This is a genomic window from Streptomyces sp. NPDC058691, from assembly GCF_042714775.1.
Lineage (GTDB): Bacteria > Actinomycetota > Actinomycetes > Streptomycetales > Streptomycetaceae > Actinacidiphila.
In genome coordinates, this window is the sequence record NZ_JBHXSO010000023.1 from 26,800 (window position 1) to 41,371 (window position 14,572).

Here is a 14,572-nt window from a genome sequence, read left to right on the forward strand (position 1 = left end):
CGGTGGTTCGGTGGTGCGGGGCCGCTGGGGCCGCCGGGGTCAGACGGCGGTCGCGCGCAGGGAGTCCACGTGACGGCGGATCTCCTCCGGCGAGAGGTAGATGTCGGTGACCTCGAAGTCCTTCAGGGCGGCGGGCCTGCGCGCCTGGAACCCGGTGCGCACGAAGTCGTCGCCGGCGACGGCGTTGAGGAACCAGCCCGCCGCCGCGCGGAAGCGCGCGGGGAAGGTGCGCAGCGCGCCGAGGTGGTAGCCGCGGGCCACGATCTGCGCGGGCAGCCCGCTGAGCGGGATGCCGAGCGGCTTGGAGACCGCCTCGATGCCGCCGAGGTCCACGACCAGCCCGAGGTCCCTGTGCCGGTACGGCGCCGGCGGACGGCCGTGCAGGGCCGCGACCACGTTCTCGGCGACGGCCTTGCCCTGCCGCATCGCGTGCTGGGCGGTGGGCGGGCAGACGGCGTCGCCGCCGGTGACGAGGTCCGGGACCGCGGCGGAGTCGCCGAGGGCGAACACGCCGTCGGCGCCGGGGATGCGCATCTCGGGATCGGTGACGAGGCGGCCCTTGACGGTCTCGGTGCCGAGCGTGGTCACCAGCGGGCTGGACACGACGCCCGCGGTCCAGATCAGGGTGCGGCAGGGCAGCTTGCGGCCGTCGGTGAAGGTGACGGTGTCGGGGGTGACCTCGGCGACGGACACGCCGAGCGACACGTCGACCCCGCGCTCCCGCATGATCTGCAGCGCCTTCAGGCCGAGCTTCTCGCCGAGCTCGGGCATCAGGCGGGGGGCGATGTCGATCAGGTGCCACTTGATGAGCGCCGGGTCCAGGCGCGGGTAGCGCTTGGCGGCGGCCGTGGTGAGCCGCTGCAGCACGGCGGCGGTCTCGGTGCCCGCGTAGCCGCCGCCCACCACCACAAACTGCAGCCGGGACTCGCGCTCGGCCTGGTCGGTGGTGGCGGAGGCCAGATCCAGCTGGGCGATGACGTGGTCGCGGATGTACGCCGCCTCGGCCAGGGTCTTCATGCCCCGGCCGTACTCGGTGAGTCCGGGGATGTCGAAGGTGCGCGTGACGCTGCCAGGGGCCAGGACGAGGTAGTCGTACTCCTCCACCGACTCCTCGTCGGTGATCTTCTTGATGACCACCGCCTTGGCCGCGGGGTCCACGCCGATCGCCCGCCCGGGTATCACCGCGGTGCGGTGCAGCATGCGGCGCAGCGGGACCGCGACGGCCTGCGGGGTGAGGACACCGGCGGCGACGTGCGGCAGCAGGGGCAGATAGAGCTGGTGGCTCCAGGGCGTCACGAGGCTGATGTCGGCCTCGTCCGGTGTCAGCCGGCGCTCCAGACGGTGCGCGCACTCCATGCCCGCGAAGCCACCGCCGACGACCAGGATCCTGGGTCGGTTCATCACTCGCCTCCCGTGGGGACCGTTCGGGCCCGATTCCCTACCCGCGGCGTGTACGGATACGCCTCCGGTCACGCTCGCACAGGCCCCGCCGCGGCGCGAACGGAACACCGGGGCGCGCGAGCGGCACGCTACCGGCCGCGCCCCGCCGAGCAGAAGAGCCGGGCGGCACGTGCCGTGACGCGGTGGTCAGCGCGCGGTGCGGCGCCAGGCGAGCAGCCGGTGGTAGGCCTCCAGGCCGTCGGGGACCCACGCGCGGCGGGGCAGCTCGTCCGCCAGCTCCCGCTCGGTGAGGAAGGCGTGCCAGGCCACTTCCTCCGCCTGCGGCGCGACCGGCAGGTCGCAGCGCACCTCGTAGACCCGGGACCACCAGGTGTGGCCGGCGGCCTCGCCGGTCCCCTCGTAGAGGAAGCCGAACAAGGGGGCCGGTTGCGGCAGCCCGCTGACGCCGAGTTCCTCCTCGGCCTCGCGCAGGGCGGCCTCGTCGTACGTCTCGCCGGCCCCGACGACGCCGCCGACGAACATGTCGTACAGGGAGGGGAACACCAGCTTCCCGGCGGTCCTGCGGTGCACGAAGACCCGGTCGTCGGCGTCCCTGGCCAGGATGAAGACGCACCGGTGGCGCAGTCCGCGGGCGGTCGCCTCGCCGCGGGTGGCCTGCCCGACGACCCGGTCCCGCTCGTCCACGATGTCCAGCAGCTCGTCCGCCGGGCGCGGCGCGGTGTCCTCGGCGCTCTTGCCGACCGTGCCGTCCTCGTCGCTCTTGCCGTCCATGCAGCGCCTCCGCCGTGCCGTCGCCGGTGATCTCCGTACGGTGCCACGACCGGAGGCGTCACGCACACCTCCCCCGGGCGCAGGCCCGTGGACGCCGGAGGTTGTCCCGGCGTGGGTAGGGTGAACCGTGTGATCGACGCTGTCCGGAACACCGCGCGGGCGGTCGGCCTGTGGTTCGCCCCGGAGCGGGTCCGGACGGAGGGGACGACGCCCGACTACCGCTTCTCTCTGGCGAACGAGCGGACGTTCCTGGCCTGGCTGCGCACGTCGCTGGCGCTGGTGGGCGGCGGCTTCGCCGTGGACCAGTTCCTCCACGACCTGCAGCGGCCGGTCCGTGTGACGCTGGCGGTCGTGCTGGTCGTGGGCGGGGCGATGTGCGCGGTACGCGCGGTCAACCACTGGGTGCGCTGCGAACGGGCGATGCGGCGCGGGGAGGACCTGCCGGTCTCCCGCTTCCCGGCGCTGCTGGCGGTGGTGGTGGCCACGATGGCGGTGGCGATGCTGCTGATCGCCGTGCTGGGGCGGGCGGGCTGATGGACGCCGGCGACACCCCGCCGCGCGATCCCGGGCTTCAGCCGGAACGGACCCGGCTGGCGTGGCGGCGGACGACGCTCTCCTTCGCGGTGGCGGCGCTGCTGGCCGGGCGTGAGGCGCTGCTGCACGGGGGGCCGGCGGGCGCGATCGGCGGGGTGGCGCTCTGCGCGCTGGTGTGGCTGGCCTTCACGGCGGTCGCGCAGCGCAGGATCGCCGTGCTGGACGCCGCCCGGCCGCCGGTGCTGACCGGGCCGCGGGCGGCCGGGGCCGTGCTGTGCGTCCTGGCCCTGGCCTGCCTCGGGGCGGCACTGCTGTTCCTCTGAATGTTCCTGTGAGGCGGCCGTTCCTTTGCGGCGGCCACCGGTCACGGGTCCCGGCGCCGCCGCGCTCGCAGAAGCTTGTGGACGTCAAGCAAATGGTTCACAATGTCAAGTATCTGAGTACACTCGCAGCATGAGCGCCCGGAACGCCCCGACTTCGCCGACCGTGACACCACCCTCCAAGATCCAGTTGCTGGAGCTGCTCGCGGCCATCGGCACCGCCCAGTGGCAGGACTTCGCCGCCGCGGCGGCACAGCACGGGCTCACCTCCATGCAGGCCAAGGTGCTCTCCCAGTTGCACGGCCCGGTCCCCATGCGCGGACTCGCCGAGCGGCTGGTGTGCGACGCGTCCAACATCACCGGCATCGTCGACCGGCTGGAGGCCCACGGCTTCGTGCGCCGCGAGGTGAGCCCGGCCGACCGCCGGGTGAAGAACGTGGTCGCCACCGACCTGGGCCGCGAGACGATGCGCCGGGTGCGCGACGAGATGCAGGCCACTCACGGCGCCCTCGACGTCCTCGACGCCGGGGAGCAGGAGTCCCTCTACGGCCTGCTGGAGCGGCTGCGCCCGGTCATGGAGGACCGCGCCCGCGACTGACGCCGCAGCGGCGCGACCAGTGCCCGGACGTTCCGGTCGGCGAAGCCGGGCTCGGCGCCGATGACCCGGATCAGGTCCTCGCGCACGGCGCGGCCGCGGCCCGCCTCGACCAGCGCGAGCGACTCGGCCAGGGCCGACGGCAGCCCCGGCCGGTGCCAGGGCTCGGCCGCCCACTCGTCGAACCACCGGCGGGGCGGGAAGCTGGGCTGCAGCTTGTCCTGGTCATTGCCCAGGTAGGCCCAGACGCGGACGTCCAGCGACACGCTCACGGCGTGCCCGGACGGCAGGGCGCGGGCCCAGCCGCCGTCCGTGTGCTGCTGCCAGCGCCAGGTGTTCGGGCTGGTCCGCCCCCGGATCGTCACGCCGACGAAACGCAGCTTGCGGCGGATCACCGGCCAGGGCTCCCGGCACTCGGCCGCCCAGCCGGCCAGCGCGCCGTGCAGTACGTCGTAGGTCGTGCCCGCGTCGACCACGTCGACCAGGGCGACCGGCCGGGTGCGGCGGGCCAGGTCGTACGGGGCGAGCCCGGCGGCCGCCAGGTGCTCCCGCAGCCGGCGGGTGTGCGCCGCGTCCAGACCCGCGCGGGACACCCGCAACGAGAGCGGCAGGCGCAGCAGCCGCCCATCCCAGGAGGAACCCTCGAAGGCGCCGCTGAGCAGGTCGTACATGCTGTCCAGGGAACGTCCCACGAAGCACGGATCGGCCCCGCCCGAGCGGGCGAGCACCTTGCCCGCGCAGTCCGTCAGCTCCGGCAGGAACCACAGCCGGGGCGGCTCGGCCCCGCCGGCGAGCGCGCCGAGGCGGTCCGGGCGGCGTCCGTCGCGGGCACGCGACAGCGTCCAGCGGTAGGGCTGCGGAGGGGCGGGACGCGCACCGGGTGGGTAGGTCACGGGCGCCAGTCGACCACGCCCCGGCCCGGCCGGTCACCCGGTTTTCGCGCCGACCGGTACCGGGGATTCCGCTGCCGCCGTGCGCGACCGTAGATTCGCCCCCGACACCTCAACAGCTCTGAGGAGAAGGCGTTATGACGAACCGTTACAGGTTCCGTGAGAGACAGCCGGCCGGGCGCCGGGGGCGGCGGCGGTGGGAGGCGTGTTCCTGATCACCGGCATCCCCGCGTCGGGCAAGTCCACGGTGGCGCAGGCACTGGCCGAGCGGCTGCCGAGGTCGGCGCACATCCGCGGGGACGCCTTCCGGCGGATGATCGTGGGCGGCCGCGCCGGGCCCGTGTCCGGCCACCACGGCCTGCAGCACAGTGAGCACCACGGCCGGCACCACGGCGGCGACCTCGAGGACGGCCCCGACGAGGAGACACTGCGGCAGATGCGGCTGCGGCACTCCCTGGCCGCGGCGAGCGCCGACGGTTACGCCGCCGCCGGCTTCACGCCCGTGCTGCAGGACGTGATCCTCGGCGACGAACTGCCGCGCACGATCGCGCTGCTGCGCACCAGGCCGCTGCACGTCGTCGTCCTCGTCCCGCCTCCCCGGGCGGTCGCCGCGCGGGAGGCCGCGCGCGCCAAGCGGGTCTACGACTCCGTCGTGACGCCGGCCCGGCTGGACCACGCGCTGCGCTCGGGCACGCCCCGGATCGGGCTGTGGCTGGACACCGGTGAGCAGACCCCCGAGGAGACCGTCGACACGATCCTGCGCCATGCCGGGCCCACCGGCTGAGCCCGGGTCCGTCCGCCGAGCGGACCGGGCCCGTCAGGGCGCCAGGATGTCCAGTTCGCGCATGGCGCCCACGCAGATCTCCCGCATGAGCCGCTCGGCGGCCTCGGCGTCCCGGGAGCGCACGGCTTCGGCGACCCGGACGTGCAGGGTCACCGCCTCCGGGTCGGGGGCGGTGAACATCAGGTGGTGCTCGGTGCGGCCGGTCAGGACCTCGGCCACCACGTCGCCGAGCCGGGCGAACATCTCGTTGCCCGAGGCCTGGAGCATCACGCGGTGGAACGCGATGTCGTGGACCAGGTACTCGTCCAGGTCCGCCGCGCGTCCGGCCGCCGCCATCTCGGCGGCGAGGAGGGTGAGTTCGCGGCACTGGGCCGGGGTGGCGGCCGCCGCCGCGAGCCCGGCGGCGACCGGCTCGACGGCCGTGCGCAGCATGGTCAGCGAGCGCAGCTGGCGGGGCCGGTCGGCGCCGGCCAGGCGCCAGCGGATGACGGCGGGGTCGAAGACGTTCCACTCCTCGGTGCGGCGCACCGTGATGCCGACCCGGCGCCGGGACTCGACCAGGTGCATGGCCTCCAGCACGCGGACGGCCTCGCGGACGACGGTGCGGGAGACGCCGAAGTCGCGCTCCAGCTCGTCGATGCGCAGCACCGTGCCGGGCGGGTGGACACCGGACGCGATGGCGGGGCCGAGTTCCGCCAGGACCCGGGCGTGCAGGCCGCCGTTCTCTCCCTGCCGATCCATGGCCGCCAGCCTATGCGGGAATGGTTCGTATGACGATTTGATCTCGACCTCTTGAATAAGTAGTACCTATGGCGTTTCCTGAGGGCCGTCACCCGGACGAGGAGGTACCAGTGATGACCGACGACGGCGCGAACAGCCCGAACACCGCGAACGGCCCGGACGGCCCGGGTCGCCCCCTGGTGGTGGTCATGGGGGTCTCCGGATCGGGCAAGTCCACCGTCGGCGGCCTGCTCGCCGAGCGGCTCGGCGTCCCCTACGCCGAGGCCGACGACTTCCACCCGCCGGCCAACATCGCCAAGATGTCGGCCGGGCATCCGCTGGACGACGAGGACCGCGCCCCCTGGCTGGACGCGATCGCGGCCTGGATCGCCGAGCGGGGCGAGCGCGGCGGCGTGGTCAGCTGCTCCGCGTTGCGCCGCCGCTACCGCGACCGGCTCCGCAAGGACGCGCCCGGCCTGTTCTTCCTCCACCTCGACGGCCCCGAGGAGCTGATCGCCGCCCGCCTCGCCGCGCGGATGCAGCACTTCATGCCGGCCGGCCTGCTGCACTCGCAGTTCGAGGCGCTGGAACCGCTCGACCCGGACGAGGCCGGGGCGGTCGTGACGATCGAGGGCGGCCCGCAGCAGATCACCGAGCGCGCCCTGGCGGTTCTCCCCCACTGAGCCGCCCCCCTCGCACGCCCCGCTCCCCACGTATCCCCCCCCACCGCCCCCCCACTGACAACGGAGTACGAACGTGTCTGCACTCAGTGCCGAGTTGCTGGCCGCGACCCCGGCCGCGACGGAGCCGATCACCAGCGCCGGCGACACCCGGCTCGCCGTCGCCGCGCTCGTCGGCATCGCGGTGATCGTCCTGCTGATCACCCGCTGGAAGATGCACGCCTTCCTGGCCCTCACCATCGGCACCGGCGTCCTCGGCGCCGTCGCCGGAGCGCCACTGGCCAAGACGATCACCAGCTTCACCACCGGGCTCGGCACCACCGTCGCGGGCGTCGGGGTGCTCATCGCGCTCGGCGCGATCCTCGGCAAGCTGCTCGCCGACTCCGGCGGCGCCGACCAGATCGTCGATACGATCCTCGCCAGGACCAGCGAGCGCCGGCTGCCCTGGGCGATGGCACTGATCGCCGGGCTGATCGGCCTGCCGCTGTTCTTCGAGGTCGGCATCGTGCTGCTGATCCCGGTCGTGCTGCTGGTGGCCCGCCGCGGCAACCACTCCCTGATGCGGATCGGCATCCCGGCGCTGGCCGGCCTGTCGGTCATGCACGGTCTCGTCCCGCCGCACCCGGGCCCGCTGGCCGCGATCGACGCCATCCACGCCGACCTCGGCACCACCCTCGCGCTCGGCGTCCTCGTCGCCCTGCCCACCGTCGCGATAGCCGGGCCGCTCTTCGGCCGCTTCGTGGACCGCTGGGTGAAGGTCACCCCGCCCGAGCACCTCACCCCCACCCGCGCCTCGGACGAGCTGGAGAAGCGGCCCGGCTTCGCGCCGACCGTGGCCACCATGCTGCTGCCGGTCGTGCTCATGCTCGGCAAGGCGCTGGTGGACGTGCTGGTCGACGATCAGAGCAGCCTGGTCTTCCGGATCTTCGACGTCATCGGCTCGCCGCTGATCGCGCTGCTGGCCGCCGTCGTGCTCGGCATGTTCACCCTCGGCCGGGCGGCCGGCTTCACCAAGGAGCGGATCTCCACCACCGTCGAGAAGTCCCTCGGCCCGATCGCGGGCATCCTGCTGATCGTCGGCGCGGGCGGCGGCTTCAAGCAGACCCTCATCGACGCCGGTATCGGCAACATGATCCTCAACTGGTCGGACGGCTGGCACATCTCGCCGCTGCTGCTGGCCTGGCTGATCGCCGTCCTGATCCGGGTGGCCACCGGCTCCGCGACCGTGGCGACGATCTCCGCCGCGGGCCTGGTCGCGCCGCTCGCCGAGGGCATGACCTCCACCCACGCCGCGCTGCTGGTACTGGCCGTCGGCGCCGGGTCGCTGTTCTTCTCGCACGTCAACGACGCCGGGTTCTGGCTGGTCAAGGAGTACTTCGGGATGAGCGTCCCGAAGACCCTCAAGTCCTGGTCGGCGATGGAGACCGTCATCTCGGTGGTCGCGATCGTCTTCGTCCTGCTGCTGTCGCTGATCCTGTAGCCGGTTCGCCGAAGGCGGCCCCCACCCCGCCTGGCCTGCGCCCTTCCCTGTTAGGTTCCTTCCGGACCACCAGGGAAGGGCGCAGCCATGTCGTCACCGTCGCAGACCGAAGCTCCGTACACCTCCCGGCTCGCGCCGGGCGTGCACGCCTATGTCCAGCCGGACGGCGGCTGGTGCCTGAACAACGCCGGATTCATCAGCGACGGCCGTACGACCCTGCTGGTGGACACCGCCGCCACCGAGCGGCGCGCCCTGCTGCTGCGCGACGCGCTGACCGCGGCGGGGGTGCCGCAGCCCGAGTACGTGGTCAACACGCACCACCACGGCGACCACACCAACGGCAACAGCGTCTTCACCCCCGGCGCCCGGATCGTCGGCCACACGGCGTGTGTCAAGGAGCAGCTGGCCGCCGGGCACCAACTGCACGCCATCTGGCCGGACGTGGACTACGGCGAGGTGCCCGTCACCCCCGCCACGGTCACCTACGAGCAGGAGCTGACCCTGCACGTCGGCGACGAGGAGGTGCGGCTGCTGCACCCCGGGGTCGCCCACACGCTCGGCGACACCGTGGTGTGGCTGCCCGGGCCGCGGGTGGTCTTCACCGGCGACCTGGTGTTCAACGGCGGCGCGCCCTTCGTCCCGATGGGGTCGCTGGCCGGCTCGCTGCGCGGGCTGGAGCTGCTGCGGTCGCTGGACGCCGAGGTCGTCGTGCCGGGCCACGGTGAGGTCTGCGACCCGTCGGTGTACGACACGACGGAGGGCTATCTGCGCTTCGTGACGGAGCTCGCGGCCGACGGCCACAAGGCCGGGCGCGAACCGCTGGAGGTCGCCCGGACCGCCGACGCCGGGGAGTTCGCGGCGCTGCGCGAGCCGGAGCGGCTGGTCGCCAATCTGCACCGCGCGTACGCGGAGCTGGACGGGCTGCCGCCCGGCTCGCCGCTGGACCTGGTGCGGATCATCACCGACATGGCGGCGCTGAACGGCGGCCGGGTCCCGGAGTGCCTGGCCTGAGGCCCGCCGTCACCAGCGCGGCACGACGGGGGTGACCCAGCCGGGCTCGGCCCGGCGCATGGCCTTGGCGTCGTCGCGGTCGCGCAGGCCGCCGTCGTCGTCGAGCCAGCGGCGGTGCAGGGTCTCCAGGGCCGTCCGGTCCAGTTCGACGCCGAGGCCGGGGGCGTCGGACACGGCCAGGCGGCCGCCGCGGAACTCGTGGCGGCGGGTGATGACGTCCTCGGTCTGCCACGGGTAGTGCGAGTCGCAGGCGTGGTGGAGGTTCGGCACCGTGGCGGCGACATGGGTCATCGCGGCGAGGCTGATGCCGAGGTGGGTGTTGGAGTGCATGGACACTCCGACCCCGAACGTGCGGCAGATCGCGGCGAGTTCCTGGGTGTTGCGCAGCCCGCCCCAGTAGTGGTGGTCGGAGAGCACGACCTGGACGGCCTCCTGGGCGAAGGCGTCGGGGATCTCCGCGAACGTGGTGACGCACATGTTGGTGGCCAGCGGCAGGTCGGTGTGGGCGGCGACCTCCGCCATGCGGGCGGTGGTGGAGGCGGGGTCCTCCAGGTACTCCAGGACGTCGCCGAGTTCCTCGGCGACGCGCAGCGAGGTCTCCACGGACCAGGCGCCGTTGGGGTCCAGGCGCAGCGGCATGCCGGGGAAGGCCGCGGCCAGCGCCCGGATCGCGGCGATCTCCTCGTCGGGCGGGAAGACGCCGCCCTTGAGCTTGAACGAGGCGAAGCCGTACTCGCGGACGAAGCGCCGGGCCTGCGCCACGACGCCGTCGGGGTCGAGCGCCGCGCCCCAGTCGTCCTTGAGGCCCTGGCCGTCGGGGTGCTCCGCCCAGCGGTAGAAGAGATAGGCGCTGTAGTCGACGGTGTCGCGCACCTTGCCGCCGAGCAGCGCGTGCACGGGGAGCCCGAGCGCCTTGCCGAGTGCGTCCAGGCAGGCCACCTCGAAGCCGGACACCACCGACAGCAGCACCTTGTCGGCGGTCTGCACGCCGCGCAGCCCGCCCGCGTCCACGGCGTCCGAGGTCTCCTGGGGCACGGCGCACACCAGGCCGGCCAGCGGCGACAGATTGTTCAGGTCGCTGACCTCGCATCCGGGCAGCGCGTCGGCGAGCTGCCGGGCCGGCTCCAGGTACCGGGCGTCGCCGTAGGTCTCGCCGACGCCCGTGATCCCGCTCTCGGTGGTCACCTCGATGATCAACCGGGGCGTGAACGGCTGGTGAACGCCCTGGGTGTTGAGGAGTGGGGGGTCGGAGATCAGGACGGGAGTCAGTCGTACGTCCGTGATCGTCAGGTCCCTGCGGTGTGTCATCAACGCCCCACCCTCGTCGTTCACATACATGATTACAATGCGTCTACCAAAACCGGACACTAGGTCCCCTCCCCAAACTCGTCAAGAACGCACAGGTCCGGACACGTACGGAGACCCCCCGCGACGACGGTACGGGCGGCGGCGACCCCGCCCGGCAGGTCGTCCAAGTGCGTGGCGGCGCACCACAGGCCGAAGGGCGCAGTGTCGGGGCCGGAGACTCCGTAGCCCGAGCCCAGCACATGCGGCGTGCCGGACGGGGATGCCCTCCGGAAAGCGGCTCGCGACGCGCAGGCCGGCGCGTACGTCGCCGGCCGGGGTGCGGTCGCCGACCGTCCGCAGCAGGCCGACGGGGGGTCCGTCGCGGCTGCGGGCGGCCGGTGCGGCGGCGAGGGCCACGGCGAGGCGCCTGCGGTGGCCTCCGGGTGATGGTGCGAGACCGCCGCCTGACGCGCGGCGGCGTCGGCGACGGCGTCCCGGCCGGAGTGCGGGCCGGCGGCGAGCGGGGCGCAGCGGGCGAGCGCCTGCGCGGGCACGTCGGTCCACGGCCAGGGACCGGTTCCCGCCTCAAGGACCGCCGCGGCATCGCCTCCTCGGGCTCCCCGTACGCCACGCCACCCGGAACCAGCGGCCGCCGAAGGCGTCACCGCGGGCCGGGCCGTACAGGCAGTCGAGCGCGGCGGGCGGGATCATGGCTGAAAGTCTTGCAACGGCGCCGGGCGCGGGCACCTCGGTGCGCGCCCCGCCGGTTCACGCAGGGACTGGACGACATACCGACTGGTCGGCATGATGTCGGGGACAGGTTCGGCAGTGGCGAGGAGCATGATGAGCGGTACGGAGAACCCACCGGGGCTCGACCTGGACCGGCTGCGGCGGTACCTGGACGTGCAGCGGCCCGGCCTGCTGCGCGGCGCGCTCGACGGCGAACTGATCGAGGGCGGACGGTCCAACCTGACGTACGCCGTGAGCGACGGCACCGCGCGCTGGGTGGTCCGGCGGCCGCCGCTGGGCCACGTCCTGGCGACCGCGCACGACATGGGCCGCGAGCACCGCGTGATCAGCGCCCTGCGCGACACCCCCGTGCCCGTTCCCGGCGCCGTGCTCCTGTGCGAGGACCCGGAGGTCCTCGGGGCGCCCTTCTACGTCATGGACTTCGTGGACGGCACGCCCTTCCGCACCGAGAAGCAGCTCACCGAACTCGGCCCGGAGCGCACCCGCGCCATCGTGCTCGGCCTGGTGGACACGCTCGTCGCGCTGCACGCCGTCGATCCCGCCGAGGCCGGGCTCGCGGACTTCGGCCGCCCCGACGGCTTCCTGGAGCGCCAGCTGCGCCGCTGGGGCAAGCAGCTGGCCGCCTCGCGCAGCCGCGACCTGCCCGGCATCGACGAGCTCGCGGCCGCCCTCGGCCGGCGGCTGCCCGCCTCCGGCCCGCCCGCGGTCGTGCACGGCGACTACCGGCTCGACAACGTGCTGGTCGGCTCCGACGACACCATCAGGGCCATCCTCGACTGGGAGATGTCCACCCTCGGGGACCCGCTCACCGACCTCGGCCTGCTGCTGATGTACGGCGAACTGCGCCCGACCCCGGGCACGCCGGTCTCCGTGACCGGCGGCGCCCCGGGCCACCCCTCCGCCGCCGAGCTGGTCGAGCGCTACGCCGCCGGATCGGGACGCGACGTGTCGTCGGTGGCCTGGTACACGGCCTTCGCGTACTTCAAGCTCGCGGTGATCCTGGAGGGCATCCACTACCGCTTCACCCTCGGCCAGACCGTCGGCGCCGGCTTCGACCGGATCGGCGCCATCGTCCCGGCCTTCATCGGCAACGGCCTGCGCACACTTCAGGAAGGCTGACCATGGATTTCTCGTACGACGCCAGGACCGGGGAACTGCGCGAGCGGCTGCTCGCCTTCATGGACGAGCACGTGTACCCCGCAGAGCCGGTCTTCCACCGGCAGCGCGAGGAGGCCGAGGGCGACGCCGTCTGGTCGGCGCCGCCGGTCGTCGAGGAGCTGAAGGCGAAGGCGCGCGAGCTGGGCCTGTGGAACCTCTTCCTGCCCGGCGAGCGCGGCGCGGGCCTGACCAACCTCCAGTACGCGCCGCTGGCCGAGATCACCGGCCGCAGCCCGCACCTCGCCCCGCCCGCCCTCAACTGCGCCGCCCCGGACACCGGGAACATGGAGGTGCTCAGCGAGTTCGGCACCGAGGAGCAGCGCAAGACCTGGCTGGAGCCGCTGCTCGCCGGGGAGATCCGCTCGGCCTTCGCGATGACCGAGCCCGACGTGGCCTCCTCGGACGCGACGAACATCGAGACCCGGATCGTGCGCGACGGCGCCGACTACGTCGTCAACGGCCGCAAGTGGTACATCTCCGGCGCGATGAACCCGCGTTGCGCGATCTTCATCGTCATGGGCAAGACCGATCCCACCGCCGACCGGCACCGCCAGCAGAGCATGATCCTCGTGCCGCGCGACACGCCCGGCCTCGAAGTCCGGCGCGGTATGCGGGTGTTCGGCTACGACGACGGGGACCACGGCGGCCACGCCGAGGTGGTCTTCCACGACGTGCGGGTGCCGGCGGAGAACCTGGTCGGCGAGGAGGGCGGCGGCTTCGCCATCGCCCAGGCCCGTCTTGGGCCCGGCCGCATCCACCACTGCATGCGGCTGATCGGCATGGCCGAGCGCGCGGTGGAGCTGATGTGCCGGCGTGCCACCGGGCGGATCGCGTTCGGCAAGCCGCTGGCCGCGCAGGGCGTCGTCCAGGAGTGGATCGCCGAGGCCCGCGTGGAGATCGAGCAACTGCGGCTGCTGGTGCTGAAGACCGCGTGGCTGATGGACACCGTCGGCAACCGCGGGGCGCACACCGAGATCCAGGCCATCAAGATCGCCACTCCGTCGAAGGTCGGCCTGATCCTCGACCGCGCCATCCAGGTGCACGGCGCGGGCGGCGTCAGCCAGGACTTCCCGCTCGCCGAGCTGTACGCGGCGGCCCGCACGCTGCGGCTGGCCGACGGGCCCGACGAGGTCCACAAGCGGTCGCTAGCCCGGCGTGAACTGAAGCGGTACGCCGCCCAGGAGAGCTGAGCGGCACACGCGAACGAAGGCGCCCCCGGTCCCCCGGCCCGGGGGCGCCTTGGTGTGCGGGGGCGGTGCGCCGCCGGTGCGCGGGCGGTCAGCGCGGGGCGGGACGGTGGTCCCACGACGGCCGGGCCGCAGGGGCCCGGCGCCGCGGACCGGGGAGACCGACATGAACGCACCGACCGCACCGACCGGTTCCACCGCATCGACCGGTTCCACCGCACTGACCGGCAAGACGGCACTGGTGACCGGTGGTTCGCGCGGCATCGGCCGCGCCGTGGCACGGCGCCTGGCGGCCGACGGCGCCCTGGTCGCCGTCCACTACGGCACCGGCAAGGAGGCCGCCGACGAGACCGTGGCGCTGATCAACGAGGCCGGCGGGCGGGCGTTCCCGGTCGGGGCCGACTTCGCGTCCCCCGACGCGGCTGACCGCCTTTTCGAGGGGCTGGCCGCGGGGCTCGGCGAGCGCGGGCTGGACATCCTGGTGGGCAACGCGGGCATCGCGTCGACCAGCCCGATCGCCGCCGTCACCGAGGAGGAGTTCGACCGCGTCCTCACGGTCAACGTCCGCACCCCGTTCCTGGTGACCCGGCGCGCGATCCCCCTGCTCAACGACGGCGGCCGCATCATCACCATCGCCTCCACCGCCACCCGCGTCGCGGTCTCCACCCAGATCGCCTACACCATGTCCAAGGCGGCCCTGGAGAGCATGACCCCGTCCCTGGCCAACGAGCTGGGCGGGCGCGGCATCACCGTGAACACCGTCGCGCCGGGCGTCATCCGCACCGACATGACCGCGGGGCACACCGCCGCCCCGGAGGCGGCCGCCCAGCTCGCCGCGATCACCGCGCTGGGCCGGCTCGGCGAACCCGAGGACGTGGCCCGCGCGGTGGCCTTCCTGGCCGGCCCGGACGGCGCCTACGTCACCGGCCGGCGCGTCGACGTCTGCGGCGGCCTGTGGCTCGGGCCGATGATCCCGGGACGGTGAGGTCCCGGCGCCGCGGGCG

Annotated in this window: 16 protein-coding genes; 10 read left to right on the forward strand and 6 right to left on the reverse strand. The window is 73.6% G+C overall.

What is annotated here, in order from left to right; translation table 11 throughout:
- Positions 1-39: 39 nt before the first annotated feature.
- Both ACFWVC_RS18110 and ACFWVC_RS18115 read right to left on the reverse strand, forming a co-directional pair.
- Positions 40-1,401: an NAD(P)/FAD-dependent oxidoreductase gene (locus ACFWVC_RS18110; protein ID WP_384286276.1), complete on the reverse strand. Its 1,362-nt coding sequence runs from the start codon at positions 1,399-1,401 to the stop codon at positions 40-42.
- 186 nt (positions 1,402-1,587) lie between these two features.
- Complete coding sequence (locus ACFWVC_RS18115) at positions 1,588-2,172, reverse strand: NUDIX hydrolase (protein ID WP_384286281.1); 585 nt, start codon at positions 2,170-2,172, stop codon at positions 1,588-1,590.
- A gap of 129 nt (positions 2,173-2,301) precedes the next feature.
- Between ACFWVC_RS18115 and ACFWVC_RS18120 the strand changes: the two genes are divergently transcribed.
- From ACFWVC_RS18120 to ACFWVC_RS18130, 3 genes are all read left to right on the forward strand, one after another.
- Positions 2,302-2,706, forward strand: coding sequence for a YidH family protein (locus ACFWVC_RS18120; protein WP_384286287.1), 405 nt, complete (start codon positions 2,302-2,304; stop codon positions 2,704-2,706).
- Positions 2,706-3,029, forward strand: coding sequence for a DUF202 domain-containing protein (locus tag ACFWVC_RS18125; protein ID WP_384286290.1), 324 nt, complete (start codon positions 2,706-2,708; stop codon positions 3,027-3,029). The genes ACFWVC_RS18120 and ACFWVC_RS18125 overlap by 1 nt, the downstream gene beginning before the upstream one ends.
- Before the next feature lie 130 nt (positions 3,030-3,159).
- On the forward strand, positions 3,160-3,624 hold the full coding sequence (locus tag ACFWVC_RS18130) for a MarR family winged helix-turn-helix transcriptional regulator (protein WP_384286294.1): 465 nt from the start codon (positions 3,160-3,162) through the stop codon (positions 3,622-3,624).
- On the opposite strand, the gene ACFWVC_RS18135 is transcribed toward ACFWVC_RS18130, so the two are convergent.
- Positions 3,570-4,514: a hypothetical protein gene (locus ACFWVC_RS18135; RefSeq protein WP_384286297.1), complete on the reverse strand. Its 945-nt coding sequence runs from the start codon at positions 4,512-4,514 to the stop codon at positions 3,570-3,572. The two genes, ACFWVC_RS18130 and ACFWVC_RS18135, sit on opposite strands and share 55 nt — an antisense overlap.
- Before the next feature lie 193 nt (positions 4,515-4,707).
- Here ACFWVC_RS18135 and ACFWVC_RS18140 point away from each other — a divergent pair, with 193 nt between their 5' ends.
- Complete coding sequence (locus tag ACFWVC_RS18140) at positions 4,708-5,295, forward strand: AAA family ATPase (protein WP_384286299.1); 588 nt, start codon at positions 4,708-4,710, stop codon at positions 5,293-5,295.
- Positions 5,296-5,328: 33 nt separating this feature from the next.
- Here the strand turns inward: ACFWVC_RS18140 and ACFWVC_RS18145 are convergent, their stop codons facing one another.
- Entirely contained in the window at positions 5,329-6,036 is a 708-nt protein-coding gene (locus ACFWVC_RS18145; RefSeq protein ID WP_384286302.1) for a FadR/GntR family transcriptional regulator, read from the reverse strand.
- A gap of 113 nt (positions 6,037-6,149) precedes the next feature.
- On the opposite strand from ACFWVC_RS18145, the gene ACFWVC_RS18150 reads away from it, so the two are divergent.
- From ACFWVC_RS18150 to ACFWVC_RS18160, 3 genes are all read left to right on the forward strand, one after another.
- Positions 6,150-6,698 (forward strand): gluconokinase, encoded by a 549-nt coding sequence (locus ACFWVC_RS18150; RefSeq protein ID WP_384286306.1) that lies wholly within the window; start codon positions 6,150-6,152, stop codon positions 6,696-6,698.
- A gap of 73 nt (positions 6,699-6,771) precedes the next feature.
- Positions 6,772-8,175 (forward strand): GntP family permease, encoded by a 1,404-nt coding sequence (locus tag ACFWVC_RS18155; RefSeq protein WP_384286309.1) that lies wholly within the window; start codon positions 6,772-6,774, stop codon positions 8,173-8,175.
- A gap of 87 nt (positions 8,176-8,262) precedes the next feature.
- The gene (locus ACFWVC_RS18160; protein WP_384286313.1) at positions 8,263-9,186 is read left to right on the forward strand and encodes an MBL fold metallo-hydrolase; all 924 of its coding nucleotides are present in this window, start codon (positions 8,263-8,265) and stop codon (positions 9,184-9,186) included.
- A 9-nt stretch (positions 9,187-9,195) separates the two neighbouring features.
- Here the strand turns inward: ACFWVC_RS18160 and ACFWVC_RS18165 are convergent, their stop codons facing one another.
- Positions 9,196-10,494 (reverse strand): glucarate dehydratase family protein, encoded by a 1,299-nt coding sequence (locus ACFWVC_RS18165; protein WP_384286317.1) that lies wholly within the window; start codon positions 10,492-10,494, stop codon positions 9,196-9,198.
- Between the two features lie 59 nt (positions 10,495-10,553).
- Positions 10,554-11,138: an ADP-ribosylglycohydrolase family protein gene (locus tag ACFWVC_RS18170; protein WP_384286320.1), complete on the reverse strand. Its 585-nt coding sequence runs from the start codon at positions 11,136-11,138 to the stop codon at positions 10,554-10,556.
- A gap of 178 nt (positions 11,139-11,316) precedes the next feature.
- Here ACFWVC_RS18170 and ACFWVC_RS18175 point away from each other — a divergent pair, with 178 nt between their 5' ends.
- From ACFWVC_RS18175 to ACFWVC_RS18185, 3 genes are all read left to right on the forward strand, one after another.
- Positions 11,317-12,342 carry a phosphotransferase family protein gene (locus ACFWVC_RS18175; RefSeq protein WP_384286324.1) on the forward strand — a complete coding sequence of 342 codons (1,026 nt, stop codon included), beginning with the start codon at positions 11,317-11,319 and terminating at the stop codon, positions 12,340-12,342.
- Between the two features lie 2 nt (positions 12,343-12,344).
- Positions 12,345-13,571 (forward strand): acyl-CoA dehydrogenase family protein, encoded by a 1,227-nt coding sequence (locus tag ACFWVC_RS18180; RefSeq protein ID WP_384286328.1) that lies wholly within the window; start codon positions 12,345-12,347, stop codon positions 13,569-13,571.
- Between the two features lie 163 nt (positions 13,572-13,734).
- Positions 13,735-14,553, forward strand: a complete 819-nt coding sequence (locus ACFWVC_RS18185) for an SDR family NAD(P)-dependent oxidoreductase (protein ID WP_384286330.1) — start codon at positions 13,735-13,737, stop codon at positions 14,551-14,553.
- The last annotated feature ends 19 nt before the right edge of the window (positions 14,554-14,572 follow it).

Bases quoted from the DNA above. Each gene is read 5' to 3' on its own strand.
- ACFWVC_RS18110 (WP_384286276.1), bottom strand. From the start codon at position 1,401: ATGAACCGACCCAGGATCCTGGTCGTCGGCGGTGGCTTCGCGGGCATG.
- ACFWVC_RS18115 (WP_384286281.1), bottom strand. From the start codon at position 2,172: ATGGACGGCAAGAGCGACGAGGACGGCACGGTCGGCAAGAGCGCCGAG.
- ACFWVC_RS18125 (WP_384286290.1), top strand. From the start codon at position 2,706: ATGGACGCCGGCGACACCCCGCCGCGCGATCCCGGGCTTCAGCCGGAA.
- ACFWVC_RS18130 (WP_384286294.1), top strand. From the start codon at position 3,160: ATGAGCGCCCGGAACGCCCCGACTTCGCCGACCGTGACACCACCCTCC.
- ACFWVC_RS18145 (WP_384286302.1), bottom strand. From the start codon at position 6,036: ATGGATCGGCAGGGAGAGAACGGCGGCCTGCACGCCCGGGTCCTGGCG.
- ACFWVC_RS18150 (WP_384286306.1), top strand. From the start codon at position 6,150: ATGACCGACGACGGCGCGAACAGCCCGAACACCGCGAACGGCCCGGAC.
- ACFWVC_RS18160 (WP_384286313.1), top strand. From the start codon at position 8,263: ATGTCGTCACCGTCGCAGACCGAAGCTCCGTACACCTCCCGGCTCGCG.
- ACFWVC_RS18165 (WP_384286317.1), bottom strand. From the start codon at position 10,494: ATGACACACCGCAGGGACCTGACGATCACGGACGTACGACTGACTCCC.
- ACFWVC_RS18175 (WP_384286324.1), top strand. From the start codon at position 11,317: ATGAGCGGTACGGAGAACCCACCGGGGCTCGACCTGGACCGGCTGCGG.
- ACFWVC_RS18180 (WP_384286328.1), top strand. From the start codon at position 12,345: ATGGATTTCTCGTACGACGCCAGGACCGGGGAACTGCGCGAGCGGCTG.
- ACFWVC_RS18185 (WP_384286330.1), top strand. From the start codon at position 13,735: ATGAACGCACCGACCGCACCGACCGGTTCCACCGCATCGACCGGTTCC.